Source organism: Chelatococcus sp. XZ-Ab1 (assembly GCF_029309855.1).
In the GTDB taxonomy this organism is placed as follows: Bacteria; Pseudomonadota; Alphaproteobacteria; order Rhizobiales; family Beijerinckiaceae; genus Chelatococcus_A; species Chelatococcus_A sambhunathii.
The window spans coordinates 267378-284585 of record NZ_JARKII010000004.1 but is presented as its reverse complement, the minus strand read 5'-3'; the positions used below and the strand labels follow the sequence as shown (position 1 = coordinate 284585).

At 68.1% G+C, this 17208-nt stretch carries 15 protein-coding genes; 12 read left to right on the top strand and 3 right to left on the bottom strand.

Going from position 1 to position 17208, the window contains the following annotated elements; all coding sequences use genetic code 11:
* The gene (gene uvrA / locus P2T65_RS09065) at window positions 1-2925 is read right to left on the bottom strand and encodes an excinuclease ABC subunit UvrA (RefSeq protein WP_276199625.1); all 2925 of its coding nucleotides are present in this window, start codon (window positions 2923-2925) and stop codon (window positions 1-3) included.
* A gap of 415 nt (window positions 2926-3340) precedes the next feature.
* Here uvrA and ssb point away from each other — a divergent pair, with 415 nt between their 5' ends.
* From ssb to P2T65_RS09035, 6 genes are all read left to right on the top strand, one after another.
* Window positions 3341-3844: a single-stranded DNA-binding protein gene (gene ssb, locus P2T65_RS09060; RefSeq protein ID WP_055458144.1), complete on the top strand. Its 504-nt coding sequence runs from the start codon at window positions 3341-3343 to the stop codon at window positions 3842-3844.
* A gap of 85 nt (window positions 3845-3929) precedes the next feature.
* Window positions 3930-5057 (top strand): M20 family metallopeptidase, encoded by a 1128-nt coding sequence (locus tag P2T65_RS09055; protein ID WP_055458145.1) that lies wholly within the window; start codon window positions 3930-3932, stop codon window positions 5055-5057.
* Window positions 5058-5220: 163 nt separating this feature from the next.
* Window positions 5221-6615 carry a globin-coupled sensor protein gene (locus tag P2T65_RS09050; protein ID WP_276199624.1) on the top strand — a complete coding sequence of 465 codons (1395 nt, stop codon included), beginning with the start codon at window positions 5221-5223 and terminating at the stop codon, window positions 6613-6615.
* 74 nt (window positions 6616-6689) lie between these two features.
* A complete protein-coding gene (locus P2T65_RS09045) occupies window positions 6690-7700 on the top strand; it encodes a zinc-binding alcohol dehydrogenase family protein (protein WP_276199623.1) in 1011 nt (336 codons plus the stop codon).
* A gap of 193 nt (window positions 7701-7893) precedes the next feature.
* A complete protein-coding gene (locus tag P2T65_RS09040) occupies window positions 7894-8736 on the top strand; it encodes a TIGR02587 family membrane protein (protein WP_055458148.1) in 843 nt (280 codons plus the stop codon).
* Between the two features lie 12 nt (window positions 8737-8748).
* Window positions 8749-9165 (top strand): hypothetical protein, encoded by a 417-nt coding sequence (locus P2T65_RS09035; protein ID WP_055458149.1) that lies wholly within the window; start codon window positions 8749-8751, stop codon window positions 9163-9165.
* Between the two features lie 13 nt (window positions 9166-9178).
* Here P2T65_RS09035 and P2T65_RS09030 read toward each other — a convergent pair whose 3' ends face one another.
* Window positions 9179-9766 carry a sigma-70 family RNA polymerase sigma factor gene (locus tag P2T65_RS09030; RefSeq protein WP_055458150.1) on the bottom strand — a complete coding sequence of 196 codons (588 nt, stop codon included), beginning with the start codon at window positions 9764-9766 and terminating at the stop codon, window positions 9179-9181.
* Window positions 9767-10143: 377 nt separating this feature from the next.
* Window positions 10144-10323 (bottom strand): hypothetical protein, encoded by a 180-nt coding sequence (locus tag P2T65_RS09025; protein ID WP_055458151.1) that lies wholly within the window; start codon window positions 10321-10323, stop codon window positions 10144-10146.
* Window positions 10324-10687: 364 nt separating this feature from the next.
* Between P2T65_RS09025 and P2T65_RS09020 the strand changes: the two genes are divergently transcribed.
* The 6 genes from P2T65_RS09020 (at window position 10688) to P2T65_RS08995 (ending at window position 17069) form a co-directional block, all read left to right on the top strand.
* Complete coding sequence (locus P2T65_RS09020; RefSeq protein ID WP_055458153.1) at window positions 10688-10921, top strand: hypothetical protein; 234 nt, start codon at window positions 10688-10690, stop codon at window positions 10919-10921.
* A gap of 91 nt (window positions 10922-11012) precedes the next feature.
* Window positions 11013-11891, top strand: a complete 879-nt coding sequence (locus P2T65_RS09015) for a Ku protein (RefSeq protein ID WP_276199622.1) — start codon at window positions 11013-11015, stop codon at window positions 11889-11891.
* A gap of 7 nt (window positions 11892-11898) precedes the next feature.
* On the top strand, window positions 11899-14439 hold the full coding sequence (gene ligD, locus P2T65_RS09010; protein ID WP_276199621.1) for a DNA ligase D: 2541 nt from the start codon (window positions 11899-11901) through the stop codon (window positions 14437-14439).
* A gap of 164 nt (window positions 14440-14603) precedes the next feature.
* Entirely contained in the window at window positions 14604-14879 is a 276-nt protein-coding gene (locus P2T65_RS09005) for a hypothetical protein (RefSeq protein WP_276199620.1), read from the top strand.
* A 337-nt stretch (window positions 14880-15216) separates the two neighbouring features.
* Entirely contained in the window at window positions 15217-15924 is a 708-nt protein-coding gene (locus P2T65_RS09000; protein ID WP_082464700.1) for a BON domain-containing protein, read from the top strand.
* 68 nt (window positions 15925-15992) lie between these two features.
* The gene (locus P2T65_RS08995; protein ID WP_276199619.1) at window positions 15993-17069 is read left to right on the top strand and encodes a DNA topoisomerase IB; all 1077 of its coding nucleotides are present in this window, start codon (window positions 15993-15995) and stop codon (window positions 17067-17069) included.
* Window positions 17070-17208 lie beyond the last annotated feature (139 nt).

Genomic DNA, 17208 nt, shown 5'->3' with positions numbered 1-17208 from the left:
CTATTCGGCAGCTTGTTTGCGGCTGCGAAGAGGCCGGCGCTCCAGCACCTCGGCGAGGAAGCGGCCGGTATGGCTCGCCGGCACCTTGCAGATCGCCTCCGGCGGGCCCTCGGCGACGATGGTGCCGCCGCCGTCGCCACCCTCGGGACCCATGTCGATCACCCAGTCGGCGGTCTTGATGACCTCGAGATTGTGTTCGATGACGACGACGGTGTTGCCCTGGTCGACGAGCTCGTGCAGCACCTCGAGCAGCTTGGCGACGTCGTGGGAATGCAGGCCCGTCGTCGGCTCGTCGAGGATGTAGAGCGTGCGGCCCGTGGCGCGTTTCGACAATTCCTTCGACAGCTTGACGCGCTGGGCCTCGCCGCCCGACAGGGTCGTCGCCTGCTGGCCGACCTTCACGTAGTCGAGCCCGACGCGTGCCAGCGTCTCCATCTTGTCACGGATGGCGGGCACCGCCTTGAACAGCTCCTTCGCCTCCTCGACCGTCATGTCGAGCACGTCGGCGATGGACTTCTCGCGGTACTTCACCTCCAGCGTCTCGCGGTCGTAGCGCTTGCCCTTGCAGACGTCGCAGGTCACGTAGACGTCGGGCAGGAAGTGCATCTCGATCTTGATGACACCGTCGCCCTGGCACGCTTCGCAGCGGCCGCCCTTGACGTTGAAGGAGAAGCGCCCCGGCTGGTAGCCGCGGGCCTTCGCCTCCGGCAGGCCGGCGAACCATTCGCGGATCGGCGTGAACGCGCCGGTATAGGTCGCCGGGTTGGAGCGCGGCGTGCGGCCTATGGGCGACTGGTCGATGTCGATGACCTTGTCGAGATGCTCCAGCCCCTCGAGCGCGTCGAAGGGGGCGGGATGCTCGATGGCGCCGTTGAGGCGCCGCGCCACCGCCTTGTAGAGCGTGTCGATGACGAGGGTCGACTTGCCGCCGCCGGACACGCCCGTGACGCAGGTGAAGAGGCCGAGCGGCACGTTGGCCGTGACGTTCTTGAGGTTGTTGCCGCGGGCGCCGGCGAGCTTGAGCATGCGGCTCTTCTGCGGCTTGCGCCGCTTCGGCGGCACGGGCACCGAGAGACGCCCGCTCAGATATTGCCCGGTCAGCGAATTCGGATCGGTGATGATGTCCTCGGGCTTGCCCTGGGCGACGATCTCGCCGCCATGGATGCCGGCGCCGGGGCCGACGTCGACGACATGATCCGCCGTCAGGATCGCGTCCTCGTCGTGCTCCACGACGATGACCGAATTGCCGAGGTCGCGCAGGCGGCGCAGCGTGCCGAGCAGGCGCTCGTTGTCGCGCTGGTGCAGGCCGATGGACGGCTCGTCCAGCACGTAGAGCACGCCCGTGAGGCCGGAGCCGATCTGCGAGGCGAGGCGGATGCGCTGGCTCTCGCCGCCCGACAGCGAGCCCGAGCCGCGCGAGAGGGTGAGGTAGTCGAGCCCGACGTCGAGCAGGAAGGTGAGGCGCTCGCGGATCTCCTTGAGGATGCGCCCGGCGATCTCGTTCTGCTTGTCGCTTAGCCGGTCGGGCAGGATCTCGAACCATCCCCGCGCCTCGGCGACCGACATCTGCGCCACCTCGCCGATGTGCCGGCCGTCGATCTTCACCGCCAGCGCCTCGGGCTTGAGGCGGTGGCCGCCGCAGGCGCCGCAGGGCGTCTCCGACATGAACCGGCCGATCTCTTCGCGGGCCCAGTCGCTCTCGGTCTCCTTCCAGCGGCGCTGCAGGTTGTTGACGACGCCCTCGAAGGGCTTCTTCACCTCGTAGGAGCGCAGGCCGTCGTCATAGGCGAAGCGCACGGCCTCGTCGCCGGTGCCGTAGAGGATGATGTCGCGCGCCTTCTCGGGCAACTCGTCCCACGGCTTCGAGACCGGGAAGTCGAAGTGCCTCCCCAGCGCCTCGAGCGTCTGGCCGTAATAGGGCGAGGTGGACTTCGCCCAGGGTGCGATGGCGCCGCCGCGCAGGGTCAGCCGCCCGTCCGGCACCACGAGGTCGGGGTCGATCTGCATCTCGTGGCCGAGGCCACCGCAGACCGGGCAGGCGCCGAAGGGATTGTTGAAGGAGAAAAGGCGCGGCTCGATCTCGGGGATGGTGAAGCCCGAGACAGGGCAGGCGAAACGCGAGGAGAAGACGAGGCGCCGCGCCTCGCCCTTGTCGTCCTTCTCGTCCGCGAATTCCATCACGGCGATGCCGTCGGCGAGCTCGAGCGCCGTCTCAAGCGATTCCGACAGGCGCGCGGCGATGTCGGGCCGCACGACGAGGCGGTCGACCACCACGTCGATGTCGTGCTTGAGCTTCTTGTCGAGCGCTGGGGCCTCGGCGATCTCGTAGAACTGACCGTCGATCTTCACGCGCTGGAAGCCGCGCTTCATGAAATCGGCGAGCTCCTTGCGGTACTCGCCCTTGCGACCCCGCACCACGGGGGCGAGGAGATAGAGACGGCTCTTCTCCGGCAGGGCGAGCACGCGGTCGACCATCTGGCTGACCGTCTGGCTCTCGATCGGCAGGCCGGTGGCCGGCGAATAGGGTACGCCCGCGCGCGCCCACAGGAGGCGCATGTAGTCGTAGATCTCCGTGACCGTGCCGACGGTGGAGCGAGGGTTCTTCGAGGTGGTCTTCTGCTCGATGGAGATGGCGGGGGAGAGCCCGTCGATCTGGTCGACGTCCGGCTTCTGCATCATCTCCAGGAACTGACGGGCGTAGGCGGAGAGCGACTCGACATAGCGGCGCTGGCCTTCGGCATAGATGGTGTCGAAGGCGAGCGACGACTTGCCGGAGCCGGACAGGCCCGTGAAGACGACGAGCTTGTCGCGCGGGATGGTGAGGTCGACGTTCTTGAGATTGTGCTCGCGCGCACCACGGATGGTGATGGTGCGGGTGGCGGCCGCCTCGGCGGCATGGTCGAAGAGATCGTCGATGGGAGCCATGGATCACAAACCGGCTGAGCCGCGCCGAAGACTCGACGCTGCAGAAGAAGAGCAGTCACCGCACCACATGCGGGTTCCTGAGAACCCAGGAAACACCGTCCTGCAGGGCATGCACGGCCGCATCCCTTCCGAAACGGCAATCGGGCCCGCAAGCGAACCCGATATAATGCGCCTCACGGCGATTGCCCACTGGAACCGGGTCGCCGCCGGCAGGCGCGGCCGGCATTCCTGCCCGCGTTGCTCGGCACGCCGTTGCAAAGGGCGGCTTGCACATTGCGAGTCGGAGCGATAAGAACATAGCAAGAACGATGAGACATGCAACTGTGGACAAGCCGTCATCCCGTCCGCCCGCCGCTATCAGGCGCCGGGGCGGCTCTGGTTTAAGGTCGGTGTCGAAACGAGCGGAGGTGGAGGTATGGCGGGCAGCGTCAACAAGGTGATCCTCATCGGCAATCTGGGACGCGACCCGGAAGTGCGCACGTTCCAGAACGGCAACCGCGTCTGCAACCTGCGCATCGCGACCTCAGAGACGTGGCGGGACAAGACGAGCGGCGAGCGGCGCGAGAAAACCGAATGGCACACGGTCGTCATCTTCAACGAGAACCTGCTGCGCGTGGCCGAGCAGTATCTCAAGAAGGGCTCGAAGGTCTATATCGAAGGTCAGCTCGAAACCCGCAAGGCGACCGATGCCTCGGGCGGGGAACGCTATTTCACCGAGGTTGTGCTGCGCCCGTTCCGCGGCGAACTGACCATTCTCGACAGCCGCGGCGGCGGCGGCGAGATGGGTGAAGACGGCGGCGGCTTCGGCGGCTCGCGCGGCTCGGATTTCGGCCGCGCCTCGCCGATGGAGCGCAAGCCGGCCGCCTCGGGCAGCACAGGCGGCTACTCTGGCGATCTCGACGACGATATCCCCTTCTGATAGCAAGGGTTTCACCGATGCTCGGGCGACGCAGGCATCCGCCGACGTCGCCCGAAGTGCGTGAGAGACGAAGGACCGGGCGGCGATGGCGAGCGAGTACGATACGGATGCGATGGTAGCGGGCCTGTCGCGCTGGGTGCTGGAGGAAAGTCCGACCCGCGATGCGGCGGCCGTCAACCGCATGATCGACATCGTAGCCGCGGAGGCGCAGGGGCTGCCGATCGCGGTGGAGCGGCTGCCCGGCAAGCAGGGGCTCGGCGACACACTCGTCATGCGCGCTGGCCCGCGCACGGATGCCAAGGGCATCCTCATCATGTCTCATGTCGACACCGTGCATCCCATGGGGACCATCGACGGGCCGCTGCCGCTGCGGCGCGACGAGGACAAGCTCTACGGGCCGGGCATCTATGACATGAAGGGCGGCGCCTATCTCGCCCTTGAGGCCTTCAAGCGTGTGGCCGCGGCGGGATCGGCACTGCTGCCGATCACCTTCCTGTTCACGCCCGACGAAGAAATAGGCAGCCCCACGACGCGCGAGATCATCGAGGATCAGGCCCGCCGGGCCTCCTATGCGCTGGTGACGGAGCCGGCGCGCGACGGCGGCAAGATCGTTACCGCCCGCAAGGGGGTGGGGCGCTTCGACGTGCGCATCGAGGGGCGGCCGGCCCATTCCGGCACGAGCCACCAGCTCGGCCGCAGCGCCATCCGCGAGGCGGCGCGGCAGATCCTCGACATCGAGGCGATGACCGACTACGGGCGCGGCATCACCACCACGGTCGGCCTCGTCTCCGGCGGCACGGCGGCCAACGTCATCCCGCACTTCACCTATTTCTCCGTCGACCTCAGGGTGATCGAGGATGCCGACGGTGTATCGGCGAGCGAAAAGATCCTCGCCCTCAAGCCATACGATCCGGACGTGAAGCTGACGATCACGGGTGGCATGAATCGCCCGGCCTATGTGAAGACCGACGAGATCGGCCGGCTGCTCGCCCATGCGCAGCATCTCGCCGCCGACATCGGTTTCGAGCTCGCCGATTCGCCCATGACCGGCGGCGGCAGCGACGGCAATTTCACGGCGGCGCTCGGCGTGCCGACCCTTGACGGCCTCGGCATCGACGGCGAGGGGGCGCATACGCTCCACGAATACGGCCTCATTTCCTCGCTCGCACCGCGCGGGCAGTTGATGCAGCGCCTGCTCGAAACGCTCGCCTGAAGGCACCGTTGCGCCTGCCCGGCAGGCTCCGGGCAAGCCTCGCCCCGCAATTTCGTCTCCGATGCGGCTTCACTCCCGTCGGCGTCCGGCCGGCGGGTTCTTGTGGCGTGCTTGCCGGAGGCGGGTCGGCTCACCGGCAAAGCTTGGGACGAGACGTCTGAGCATGGACGTGGAACGGGCATCGAAGCGCACGGCCGGGCAGGCGGCCCGCCAACGGCTGGAGGACGAACTTGCCTTCGTCGGTTTCGACCGCAAGGACCGGGAGCGGCTGCGGCAACTGAAGCCCGTGGTGGCGGAGGAACTGCCGGCGATTCTCGACGCGCTCGTCGATCATCTCGGCACCAGCGGCGTGGCGGGTGAGCTCTTCACGCGCAAGGACGTGCGCCGCAACATCCGCACCGTCCTCATCGCGCACTGGTTGCGCGTCTGCGATGCCCGCTTCGACGACGGCTATCGCCAGTCGGTTGGAGCGGTGGCGGAGATGTATGCCAGCCTCGGCCTGTGTCCGCGCCTCTGTCTTGCCGGCTATGCCCGTACCACGAGCGCCCTGACCCGCTCTGTTACCCGGGCGATCCTGCGCTCCCGGCATATCTGGGGCCACAATAGTCTCGGCGCCAATCTCGACCTGGCGCTCGACGCGCTGATCAAGGCCGCGATGTTCGATCTCGACCAGTGCATGGCTGCCATGGAAGCGCGCCGGAAGAGCGCGGAAATGACGCAGCGCGAGACACTTGCAGCGGAATTTGAAACTATGGCTTCAGGTCTGGCCGAAGCTGTGTCACTCGCCTCAAGCGACGTGGCGGCTGCGGCCGAGAGGCTCGTTGCCGCAGCCGGGCAGACGAGCCAGCGCTCCCATCAGGTGGCGGCGGTGGTCGAGGACGCCGGCGCGGGTGCTTCCGCGGTCAACGAGGCGGCCGATATCCTGCGGCAGGCGATCGCGGAGGTGACACGGCGCGCGGGCGAAGCCGCCCAATCGGCCAGCGAGGCGAGCGGGCAGGCCGGGCGCACGCGCGAGACGGTCGGCGCCCTGTCGGAGGCCGCGCGGCGCATCGGCGAGATCCTCGGCGTCATCGAGGCGGTCGCCAAGCAGACCAACCTGCTCGCCCTCAACGCCACCATCGAGGCAGCGCGGGCGGGCGAAGCGGGGCGTGGCTTCGCCGTCGTGGCGGCCGAGGTCAAGCAACTCGCCCAACAGACGGCGCGTGCGACGGACGATATCGCTGGCCACATCCGCGATATCCAGGCCGTCGTCGGTCGCGCCGTGGACGATATCGGGGCGGTGAGCGCCTGCATCGAGGGGGTCAATACGGCCTCCGCCTCAATCTTTTCTGCCGTCGAGCAACAGAGCGTCGGCGCGGCTGCCATCGGCACACACACGGGCCGCGCCAGCGAAGGCGTGCACCGGGCGAAAGACGAGCTATCGCAACTGGTGGCCGATGCCAATACGGCCGGGCGTCTGGCGCAGGAGGTTGCCGCGGCCTCGCGCGCACTTCTCGCCCGCGCGGACGGCTTCAGGGGAGAGGCAGCTCGTCTCCTGTCGCAACTGCGGGCCGCCTGAACGATCATGCCATCAGTCGGCCTCGACCGCGGCGCCATGCTGCGTTATCGACAGCGGAGAGGGAGGAGGCGTCGATGAGAGCGTTGCGTTGTGACGAGCCGGGAAAGCTCAGCATCATCGAGCGGGACGAGCCGGTTGCCGGCGAAGGCGAGGCGCTGGTGCGCATCCGCCGGGTGGGCATCTGCGGCACCGACTATCATATCTTTCACGGCGACCAGCCCTATTTCAGCTATCCGCGCGTGATCGGCCACGAGCTCTCCGGCGAGATCGTGACGGCGCCGGAGGGCAGCGCGCTCCGGGCCGGCGAGATCGTCTCCATCGAACCCTATCTTTATTGCGGCGCGTGCCGGGCCTGCCGCCTGGGGCGCACCAACTGTTGCCAGCGGCTCGAGGTGCTCGGCGTGCACCGCGACGGCGGCGCCTGCGACCACATCGCCGTGCCGGTGCCCAATGTCGTCCCCGCCGGCGGACTCGGGCTCGACGAGGCGGCGATGGTCGAGTTCCTCGCCATCGGCGCCCATGGGGTGCGCCGCTCCGGCGCCGGTGCGCAGAGCCGCGTGGCCGTGGTCGGCGCCGGCCCCATCGGCATCGCGGCGGCGATCTTCGCCAAGGCGCGCGGCGCCGACGTGTCGGTGATCGACATGAATGCCCGGCGGCTCGCCTTCTGTGCCGACGAGATCGGCGTCGACAGCGTCTACGAGGTGTCGGCGGATCTCGACGAGCGTCTCAATGCCGCGACGGACGGCGACTTCTTCGACGTCGTCTTCGACGCGACCGGCAGCCCCGCGGCGATGATGAAGGGCTTTTCCCTCGTCGGACACGGAGGCAGCTATGTGCTGCTCTCCATCGTCAATGCCGACATCACCTTCAACGATCCCGCGTTCCACAAGCGCGAGACGACGCTGCTCGGCAGCCGCAACGCGACGCGGGAGGACTTCGAGACGGTGCTTGCGACCATGCGCGCGGGCAAGGTGCCGACCCGCGCCCTCGCAAGCCACCGGGGCAGCCTCGACGAGGCGCCGCAGCTGGTGCCGGCCTGGTCGAAGCCGGAGGCCGGCGTCATCAAGGGACTCATCGAGATCTGACGCGCCCCGTAAGGCCGCGGCCTCGTGGCCGGCCGCGGTCATCATTCCGCGTCGAGATGGCGCCGTGCAGGCCGCAGAGCGCCGGCAAAAGGCCGCTTCACGGGCGATCCGAACCAAAGGCGCACCAGCGCGTTGTATCGCTGCGAGCAGGTTCGGATCCGGCCGGGCCGGCCTCGCCCGAGGTGATGCACCGATGGGAACAGTCGGCCTTGACCGTGCAACGAGTGCACCCGCACGCAGCAAGGCGCTGCGCGACACGGGCCGCGCGCTCGGCGGCGCGTTGATCTTCTCCCTGCCAATGCTCATGACGATGGAGATGTGGTGGCTCGGCTTTGCCATGGACCGGCTGCGCCTCGCTCTTCTGCTGGTCGTCTGCCTGCCGCTGCTCATCCTCCTGTCGCGGCGGATCGGCTTCGAGACGACCCGCGCCTGGCGCGAGGATGTGGCCGATGCCCTCTTTGCGCTCGGCATCGGCATGGTGACGAGCGCCGTCGCCCTCGTTGTGTTCGGCGCCATCGGCCCGGGCATGTCCGTTCATGAGATCGCCGGCAAGATCGCCATCCAGGTGGCGCCCGCGAGCATCGGGGCGCTCCTAGCGCGCAGCCAGTTCGGCTCCGAGAGGCGGGGGGAGGAAGACCGGCAAGAGAGTTACTGGGGCGAGATGTTCCTCATGGCGGTGGGTGCCCTGTTCCTGGGCTTCAACGTGGCCCCGACGGAGGAGATGATCGTCATTTCCTACCGGATGACGCCCTGGCACGCGGTGGCGCTTGTCCTGCTCTCGCTGTTCGTCATGCATGGCTTCATCTTCGCCGTGGGCTTCAGGGGCGGCACCGAGCTCACACCGCAGACGCCCTGGTGGAGCGCCTTTGTCCGTTTCACGCTGCCAGGCTACATGCTCGCCATGTTGGTCAGCCTGTACATCCTGTGGACCTTCGGCCGCACCGACGACACCTCGCTCGAACAGGTCATCACCGCGACGATCGTGCTCGGCTTTCCCTCTTCCGCCGGCGCCGCGGCTGCCCGGCTCATCCTTTAGGAGGGCAGGCTGATGCGGACGAACGGAAAGGGCAAGGCCGGCGCTACCGCGAGCTACGAGAAGGCGCTCGAATGGGTCGTCGGCGGCGTCGCTTTCTTCTTTGTCGTCGTGCTGCTGGGCTATCTCTTCGGTCTCGGCGCCTGGGTGGACGGGCAGCCGCCGCGCTTCGCGATCATGGTGGAGAACGTCGAGCAGATCGGCAACGTCTATCAGATGCAGGTGGTGGTAACTAACGAGGGAGACGTCACCGCATCGGACGTGAGGCTGCGCGCGGTGCTGCACCAGGACGTGGGTCCGGACGAGGCGAGGGAGCTGCGCTTCGACTACCTGCCGCAGCGGTCGCAGCGGCGCGGCGCCTTCGTCTTCGAACGGGATCCGCGCAGCGGCGTGACGGTGGACTTGTCCGTGACCAGCTATGTCGAGCCGTGAGATGGGGTGCCGGTCACCGTGGAACGGATTTGGGCAGGGACGCTGTCGGAAAAGTCTCGGTCCGCTCGATGCAGCTCGAGGCCGACTGCTCGTCGAGCTCTTCCAGCAGCCGCAGCCGCGCACGGCTGAGTCGGCTCTTCACCGTGCCGAGGGCACAGCCGCAGATCTCGCCCGCTTCTTCGTAGCTCATGCCGAGAACGCCCACGAGCACGATGATCTCGCGGTGCTGGGGCGGCAGGCGCTGGATGGCTTCATAAAGCTCGCGCCCGCGGGTCGACCATTCCTGCGTCGCGTCGACGCGCAGGCGCGTCGACGCGCAGTCGCTCACCCCCGGGGCCTCCCGTCGGGCAAGCTTCGCCTGCGTGTAGAACGTGTTGCGCATGATGGTGAACAGCCACGATTTCAGGCTGGTGCCGGCTTCGAACTGCTCGATCTTGGCGAGAGCCTTGGTCAAAGTCTCCTGTACGAGGTCGTCAGCATCGCTGGTGTTGCGGCAGAACGTGCGCGCGAAGGCACGCAGGGCAGGAATGAGCGCGACGATCTCGGAGCTAGATTGTTGGTGCGAGGCGTGTCCTTTCTCGAGCCTTCGGTCAGGCTGCATGGCGATTGCCTCCGCAGAATCGTGTGCTGGCATCCGAGCCGCCCCTCCGGCCCGTCCTCTTGGGACAATGTTCGCCCCGTCCGATAGTTCCGCGATCTCGGGGAAAAATCGATGCCGCCGAGGCGCTGGTCTCGGGCTGGGGGCGGGTTGGGCCGGCGGGGCAAGGCGAGCCGGTCGTCGCCGCGCTATACGATCGATCCGGGGAACTGGTTCATGACGAACCGGCTGCGGTCGAAGCCGTGTTGCGCAGCGCCAGCTTCGTCATCACCGACCCGCTGGAGCGGCGTTATCTCTTCAAGGCGCGGTCAACGGCACGACGCGACCGAACGGCCGCTGTCTTGGCCGCCCTGACGGCAGTCGACACCGCCGTAACCTCGTCAACCCTGGTCCTTCTCGCGCCGCTGCCTCGTCAGCGCCTCCTGGAGCTCGAGGGCAAGCACGAGCAGTCGCTCGGGCACCGGTTCGCGCTCGATTTCGTCGAGCAGCAACCGGATGTCTCTCGCGCACGTCGCCGAGGCAGTCGGTTCCTTCATGTGCTTGCCGATATTCTCGCCCATGACGGCCCTAACAATTGTTAATCACATGAGCCTCGCCCCTTGCCGTCGCGATTGCAAGCGAAACATCACCATTTGACAGAGATTTCAAGGTGTTCCGATCTGTCGGCTGGTATCAGGAGAAGGCGCGCCGCGGGTTCTGGATCGGCGGATCGCCCGGTGCCAGAGGGCCGGACCGTCCGTTTCGTCGGAATTGCGACCAAGCCCGCCGCCCAGCAGGCTATGGGGCTTCGGCTCCTCCACAGGCGGATGGGCAGTGGGCGGGGAATCGGAGTGGGCGACTGGGGTGCGGAGGCCGAGCCCGGGCGGGGATGGGCCCATCTCGCGGGGGCGGATCTCCGGGACAGGCAGACGAAGGTATGATGCATTGGCATGCTTCGCTTCCTTCACGATCGTGGCGGCGGCGCGTGTCGGCGCGGAGAAGCTCGCGGCCCTAACCGTCGACGCGGCGGCCTGTTCCAGCCTCGGTTGCGGGACGGGCGCAGGCTATGAGGCAGTCGCCTGTATCCGTCCCGAGCGAGCCGTGGCTGCGCCGGTCATCCGTGTCGACTGGCCGCCGGCCGGCGATCGCTGCGCCCGTAGCGTCTCGCCCGTCTCGTAGCCGGCGCCGAAGGGGCGGGAGAAGGAACATCCGCGCCGCGAAGCCGTTGAGGGAAAGGACCATTTAGCAGGGATCAGCCGAGGAGCAGGCCATGGCCGAGCGCCCGGTCTGGAAGGGCCAGCTGCGTTTGTCGCTCGTCTCCATTCCGGTGGAGATGTATTCGGCGACGAACACGTCGGCGCGCATCTCCTTCCGCCAGATACACAAGCCCTCGGGCAAGCGCGTGCAGTACCAGAAAGTCGTGCCCGGCGTCGGACCGGTGAAGAACGACGATGTCTGGAAGGGCTACGAGGTCGAGGACGACGAATATGTGCTGATCGATCCGGATGAGATCGACGCCATCAGGCTCGAGACGAAGAAGACGCTCGAGCTCGTGCATTTCGTTGATGTCTGCGAGATCCCTCCGCTCTACTTCGACCGTCCGTATTTCCTCGCCCCCACCGACGAACTGGCGGAAGACGCCTTCCGGGTGGTGCGTGACGCGCTCGCGGAGACGCGCAAGGCGGGGCTCGGCCAGCTCGCCATGCGCGGCCGGGAATATCTCGTCGCCGTGCGGCCGTGCGGCAGCGGCCTTTTGGCGGAGACGCTCCACTACGAGGAAGAGATTCGCAAGACCGACGCCTTCTTCTCCTCGATCTCGCGCAAGGCCGCCGAGAAGGACCTGCTCGAGGTCGCCAAGCAGTTGATTGACCGCAAGAGCGGCCCCTTCGACGCGAGCGCCTTCGAGGACCGCTATGCCGAGGCCATCCGGACCCTGATCGACGAGAAGGTCAAGGGGCGCAAGCCGAAGCGCGTGAGGGCCGAGGAGGAGGCCCGGCCGCGCGGCGGCAATGTCGTCGACCTGATGTCGGCCCTCAAGGAGAGCCTCGAGAAATCCGGCACGCAGCCGTCGTCGCCGAAGAAGCGGCCGGCGCAGAAGAAGCCGGCCGCGAAGGCGGCCCCGGCCTCGCGGCGCAAGAAGTCGGCGTGAGGGGCCCATGGCCGAGGCGCGGCATCTCCTCAGGGAATACCGGGAGCGGCGGGATTTCACCAGGACAGCCGAACCCGACGTCACGGCCGAGGCCGGCACCGGCGAGGGGCTGCTCTTCGTCGTGCAGAAACATGCCGCGACGCGCCTCCACTACGATTTCCGCCTCGAATGGCAGGGTGTTCTGAAGAGCTGGGCGGTGACGCGCGGCCCGAGCCTCGACCCTGCCGACAAGCGGCTCGCGGTGCGGACCGAGGACCATCCGCTCGCCTATGGCGACTTCGAGGGCATCATTCCCAAGGGCCAGTACGGCGGCGGCACGGTCATGCTGTGGGACCGCGGCACCTGGGAGCCTGTCGGCGACCCTGACGAGGGCCTGCGCCGCGGCAAGCTGACCTTTCGCCTTCACGGCGAGCGGCTGTCGGGCGAATGGGCCCTCGTGCGCATGGCGCCGAAGCCGGGCGACAAGCGCGAGAACTGGCTGCTGATCAAGCATCAGGAGGAAACCTCCGGCCGGCGCCGCCCGCCGGACATTCTGACGCGCCATACCCGCAGCGTCGCCTCCGGGCACACGATGGAGGAAATCGCCGCTGAGGGGCGCACGATCGCCCCCGAGGATGTGGCGCCGGAGCGGCGCGCCCGGCGGCCGGCGGCGAAGGCTGCGGAGAAAAAGGCCCGCAAGGGCGGCCGGGGCGGGCATGCGCTGCCGCGCTGGGTGGAGCCGCAGCTCGCTACGCTGGTCGACGCCGCGCCCGAGGGCGGGCAATGGCTGTCGGAGATGAAATACGACGGCTACCGCGCCCTGGTCGCCATCGGCGGCGGCACCTGCCGCGTCTATACCCGCAACGGCAAGGACTGGACCGATCGCTTCCCCGAGGTCGCGCAGGCGGCCGGCCGTCTCGACACGTCGGGCACCCTGATCGATGGCGAGATCGTCGCCTTCGACGAGAAGGGCAAGACCGACTTTTCCACCCTGCAGGCGGCGTTGCAGGAGGGCAGGAGAGGACTGACGTTCTTCGCCTTCGATCTCCTGTGGCTCGACGGCGAGGACGTCCGCGGGCGTCCCCTCACCGAGCGCAAGGACCTGCTGCAGCAGCTCCTCGGCGAGGCCGGGCCGCCGCTCATCTATTCGACGCATGTCGTCGGCAACGCGTCCGAGGTGAACCGGCGGCTGTGCGCGACCGGGCACGAGGGAATCGTCGCCAAGCGGGCGGAGGACGCCTACCGCTCCGGCCGCGGGCGCAGCTGGCTGAAGGTGAAATGCGGAGCGCGCCAGGAGTTCGTCATCGGCGGCTATAGGCCGAGCGACAAGAAGGGCCGCACCGTCGCCTCGCTGCTGATCGGCGTCAACGAGGGAGGCAAGCTCGTCTACAAGGGACGGGTGGGGGCCTTCGAGGGCGACCATCTGGCGCGGCTGGAGCAGCTCCTCGCCAGCCGCGGCCGCAAGACCTCGCCCTTCGCCGAGCTGCCGCGCGATATCGCTCGACGGGCTCGCTTCGTGCGGCCGGACATCGTCGTCGAAGTCGGCTTTACTGAATTCACGCGCGAAGGCGCCGTCCGCCACGGCGTTCTGAAGGGCATCCGCGAGGACAAGCCGGCGCGCGAGGTGGTGTTGGAGACACCCAGGGGGACGGCCATGCAGGAGCACGAAGCGCGGGATGTCATCGCCGGCATCAGGCTGTCCAACCCGGACAAGGTGCTGTTCGCCGAGCAGGGCGTGACGAAGGCCGATCTGGCGGCCCATTACGAGCGCGTGGCCGGGCGGATCCTGCCCTTCGTCTCGGAACGTCTTCTCAGCCTCGTGCGCTGCCCCGAGGGGGCCGGCACACAGTGCTTCTTCCAGAAGCACGGCAACAAGACCGTGGCCCGCGAGCTCAAGCGCCGCGAGATCACCGAGAGCGACGGCGAGCGCGGCGTCTATCTCTATGTCGACGACCTCGCGGGTCTCGTCGCCGGCGTGCAGATGGGGACGCTCGAATATCACATCTGGGGCTCGCGCATCGATCGCCTCGACCAGCCGGACCGGCTGGTCTTCGATCTCGATCCCGACGAGGGGCTCGACTTCGCCGCCGTGCGCGCCGCCGCCTTCGACCTGCGCGAGCGGCTCGCGACGCTCGGCCTTCAGACCGTGCCGCTGCTGACCGGCGGCAAGGGCATCCATGTCATCGCCCCCCTCGTGCGCCGGGCGGATTGGCCGATGGTCAAGGCCTTCGCCCGCGGCTTCGCCCGACTCATCGCCGGGGAAAATCCGGACCGTTATGTCGCCCAGGCCGCGAAGGCCAAGCGGGCCGGCCGCATCTTCGTCGACTGGCTGCGCAACGAGCGCGGCTCCACTGCCATCGCGCCCTATTCGACGCGGGCGAAGAAGAACGCGCCGGTCGCGACTCCCGTGAGCTGGGAAGAGTTGCGGATCATCGACACCGCGCAGGCCTTCACCATTGCCGACATGAAGAGACGCCTGTCGATGCCGGATCCCTGGGCGGGTGAAGCCGAGGGGCGCCAGGCGATCACGAAGACCATGCTCGGGAAAGTGGGCGCCGAGGAGGGCTGAGAAGGAGCCGGGCCGCGTCATCGGGCCGGGAACAGTCCGCTTGGGGAGTGGTTGGGGGGCACGCGCGCGTCTCCGGGCGCCCTTTCGCAACAGTCCGCAAGCAAGGTGAGTCCCATGAAACGGGCACGACCGACGCAGGTGCTGCCGCCCGAAGCGCCGGGACCGTGGAGCGTCTGCGGCGCTACATCGACCTCGGAAAGACGGGGGACAAGGTGCCCTTTCCCGACCCCGCAGCCGCGCCGCTCGGCTCCGACGACGAGGCGGCCGGAACGCCCACCACGGCTGCGGAAGTGCACTCGGAGAGTCGCACGTTGACGCCGCAGCCGCACAGCCGCCGCGCCATCATCGTCGCGGCCGGGATCGCGGGCGCGGCGGTCGTCTTCATCATGCTGTCGCGGCCCTCGGGTGAGGAGCCGCGACAGGCCGTGGGCGGGGCGTGATTGGGTGTCGCTTCAGGCCGGCACCGCCGTACTTCGAGACAGCAGGCGCCGGAAAAAGGGGCCCAGCCGGCGTCCGCTATATCGCAGACCAGGGGAAGGGGATGGGGGCGACGCACCACCGCCGGCTGGACGTCAACCAACGATCGATGACGGGCATTGTTCCGCTCCGCGACTAAAAATCGCATAAAAATTTCTGCGGGTCGCCCGGCGGCAGGCTCTCTGGGCTTCGGAACCTTTCCGGCCCCGTCAAGGTTCGGGGGCATTCACGGTGGCGGCCCGCGACAGCGTGCAGAGCGGGCTGTGCCGGACCTCAAGGAGACCAAGAAGGGTACGGACAATGCCGAGAGAACGATCCCCCTGGTACGGCGACGACCGGGAGTATTTCGAAACCGACGACCTGCGCTATCGCGACCGTGACTACGGGCCGATGAGCGAGGATGAATGGGCGCGGCAGGTGCGCCGCAACAACCCCTACGAGGACTATTACGAGCGCCGCTACGGCCGTGGCTACAACGAGTGGCCGCGCCGCGACCCGCGCTATGACCTCGCCCCGACCGGGGCCGGGCGCTATTCGGCCCTCTATGAGGGCACCTACGGCACCGGCGGGCGCCGCCAGCGCCAGCCCTACGGCGGACGGGAACACTACGCGCGCGACTATCATGCCCGCCGGCCCGAGGAGCGCGACTTCTGGGACAAGGCGAGTGACGAGATCTCGTCCTGGTTCGGCGACGAGGAGGCCGAGAGGCGCCGGCGGCAGGACCAGTACCGCGGTCACGGCCCGAAGGGCTACACCCGCTCGGACGAGCGCATCAAGGAGGATGTGAGCGACCGCTTGAGCGACGACCCCTCGCTCGATGCATCGGGCATCGAGGTGAGCGTCGAATCGCATGAGGTGACCCTCTCCGGCGAGGTCTACAGCCGTTACGACAAGCGGCGGGCCGAGGATATCGCCGAGGACGTGTCGGGCGTCACCCATGTCCAGAACAATCTGAGGGTGAATGCCAGAGCGACAGGCCCGGACACGGGCGTGAACACGACCTTCTGACACTTTCCGGATCGGCAGCCCGCCGTCCTGCGCCGGCCGGCTCGCGGCCGGCGCTTTCGTGAGACGCCATGCTCGCCCATGCGCAAACGGCTTCCGTCCTCCCGCCCGATCCGCCCGCCAGCGCGGAGGCCGCCGATCTTCTCTACATCAACGACGGGGAGCCGGGCATCCGGCGCAGGCGCGCCGGGCGCGGCTTCTTTTATGTCGATGCCGCCGGCCGGCGTGTCGAGGACGAGGCGACGATGGCGCGCATCCGTAGCCTCGCCATTCCGCCCGCATGGACCGACGTGTGGATCGCCCCGACGGGCCGCGGCCATATCCAGGCGACGGGGCGGGACCAGCGCGGCCGCAAGCAATATCGCTATCATCCGCTCTGGACAGCCTGCCGCGACGAGGTGAAATACACGACGCTCGCCGCCTTCGCCCGCGCCCTGCCGCGGATGCGCCGGCGGGTGCGGCGCGACCTCGCGCTGAAGGGGGTGCCGCGCGAGCGGGTGCTGGCCGCGGTCGTATGGCTGCTCGACCGCGCCATGATCAGGATCGGCAACGAGACCTATCGGCGCCAGAACAAGAGCTTCGGCCTGACCACGCTGCGGGCGCGCCATGTCGCGGTGCGCGGCGCGTCGCTGCGCTTCGCCTTCCGCGGCAAGTCCGGCAAGGAATGGAATCTCGGGATCGAGGACCGGCGCATCGCCAAGGTGATCCGCTGCGTGCAGGACCTGCCGGGGCAGCATCTCTTCCAGTATCGCGACGAGGACGGCAGCCGTCGCCCGGTCTCTTCTCAGGACGTGAACGACTACATCCGCGCCGCGAGCGGCGGCGAGCCCTTCAGCTCCAAGCAGTTCCGCACATGGGGCGGTACGGTGCTGGCTGCCCGCCTCCTCTCGGGGACGCCGCTTCCGGTAACGAAACGTGAAAGGGCGCGGAGCCTCAATGGGGTGATCGACGCCGTGGCCGCCCAACTCGGCAACACGCGGGCGATCTGCCGGCGCTGCTACATCCATCCCGGGCTGATCAGCGCGTGGGAGGACGGCCGGCTCGCCGAGGAACTCGCGAATGCGCGCGCCGGGCTCGGCCGCACACCCGCGGGGTTGGCACGCGACGAGGCGGCGGTCCTCGCCTGGCTCGATCGGCAAGAGGGATAGACGGCCTCAAGCGAGCTACATGAGGAGGGGCCCGCCAACGGCACGACGGGCACGGCAATGCGGTACGTGCGATCACATCCTGCGCGCTGGCTGCCGGCGTTGCCGCTTTCGCGATCACGTGCCACGGCGCCAATGACAT

Bases quoted from the DNA above. Each gene is read 5' to 3' on its own strand.
- uvrA (WP_276199625.1), bottom strand. From the start codon at position 2,925: ATGGCTCCCATCGACGATCTCTTCGACCATGCCGCCGAGGCGGCCGCC.
- ssb (WP_055458144.1), top strand. From the start codon at position 3,341: ATGGCGGGCAGCGTCAACAAGGTGATCCTCATCGGCAATCTGGGACGC.
- P2T65_RS09055 (WP_055458145.1), top strand. From the start codon at position 3,930: ATGGCGAGCGAGTACGATACGGATGCGATGGTAGCGGGCCTGTCGCGC.
- P2T65_RS09050 (WP_276199624.1), top strand. From the start codon at position 5,221: ATGGACGTGGAACGGGCATCGAAGCGCACGGCCGGGCAGGCGGCCCGC.
- P2T65_RS09045 (WP_276199623.1), top strand. From the start codon at position 6,690: ATGAGAGCGTTGCGTTGTGACGAGCCGGGAAAGCTCAGCATCATCGAG.
- P2T65_RS09040 (WP_055458148.1), top strand. From the start codon at position 7,894: ATGGGAACAGTCGGCCTTGACCGTGCAACGAGTGCACCCGCACGCAGC.
- P2T65_RS09035 (WP_055458149.1), top strand. From the start codon at position 8,749: ATGCGGACGAACGGAAAGGGCAAGGCCGGCGCTACCGCGAGCTACGAG.
- P2T65_RS09030 (WP_055458150.1), bottom strand. From the start codon at position 9,766: ATGCAGCCTGACCGAAGGCTCGAGAAAGGACACGCCTCGCACCAACAA.
- P2T65_RS09025 (WP_055458151.1), bottom strand. From the start codon at position 10,323: ATGGGCGAGAATATCGGCAAGCACATGAAGGAACCGACTGCCTCGGCG.
- P2T65_RS09015 (WP_276199622.1), top strand. From the start codon at position 11,013: ATGGCCGAGCGCCCGGTCTGGAAGGGCCAGCTGCGTTTGTCGCTCGTC.
- ligD (WP_276199621.1), top strand. From the start codon at position 11,899: ATGGCCGAGGCGCGGCATCTCCTCAGGGAATACCGGGAGCGGCGGGAT.
- P2T65_RS09000 (WP_082464700.1), top strand. From the start codon at position 15,217: ATGCCGAGAGAACGATCCCCCTGGTACGGCGACGACCGGGAGTATTTC.
- P2T65_RS08995 (WP_276199619.1), top strand. From the start codon at position 15,993: ATGCTCGCCCATGCGCAAACGGCTTCCGTCCTCCCGCCCGATCCGCCC.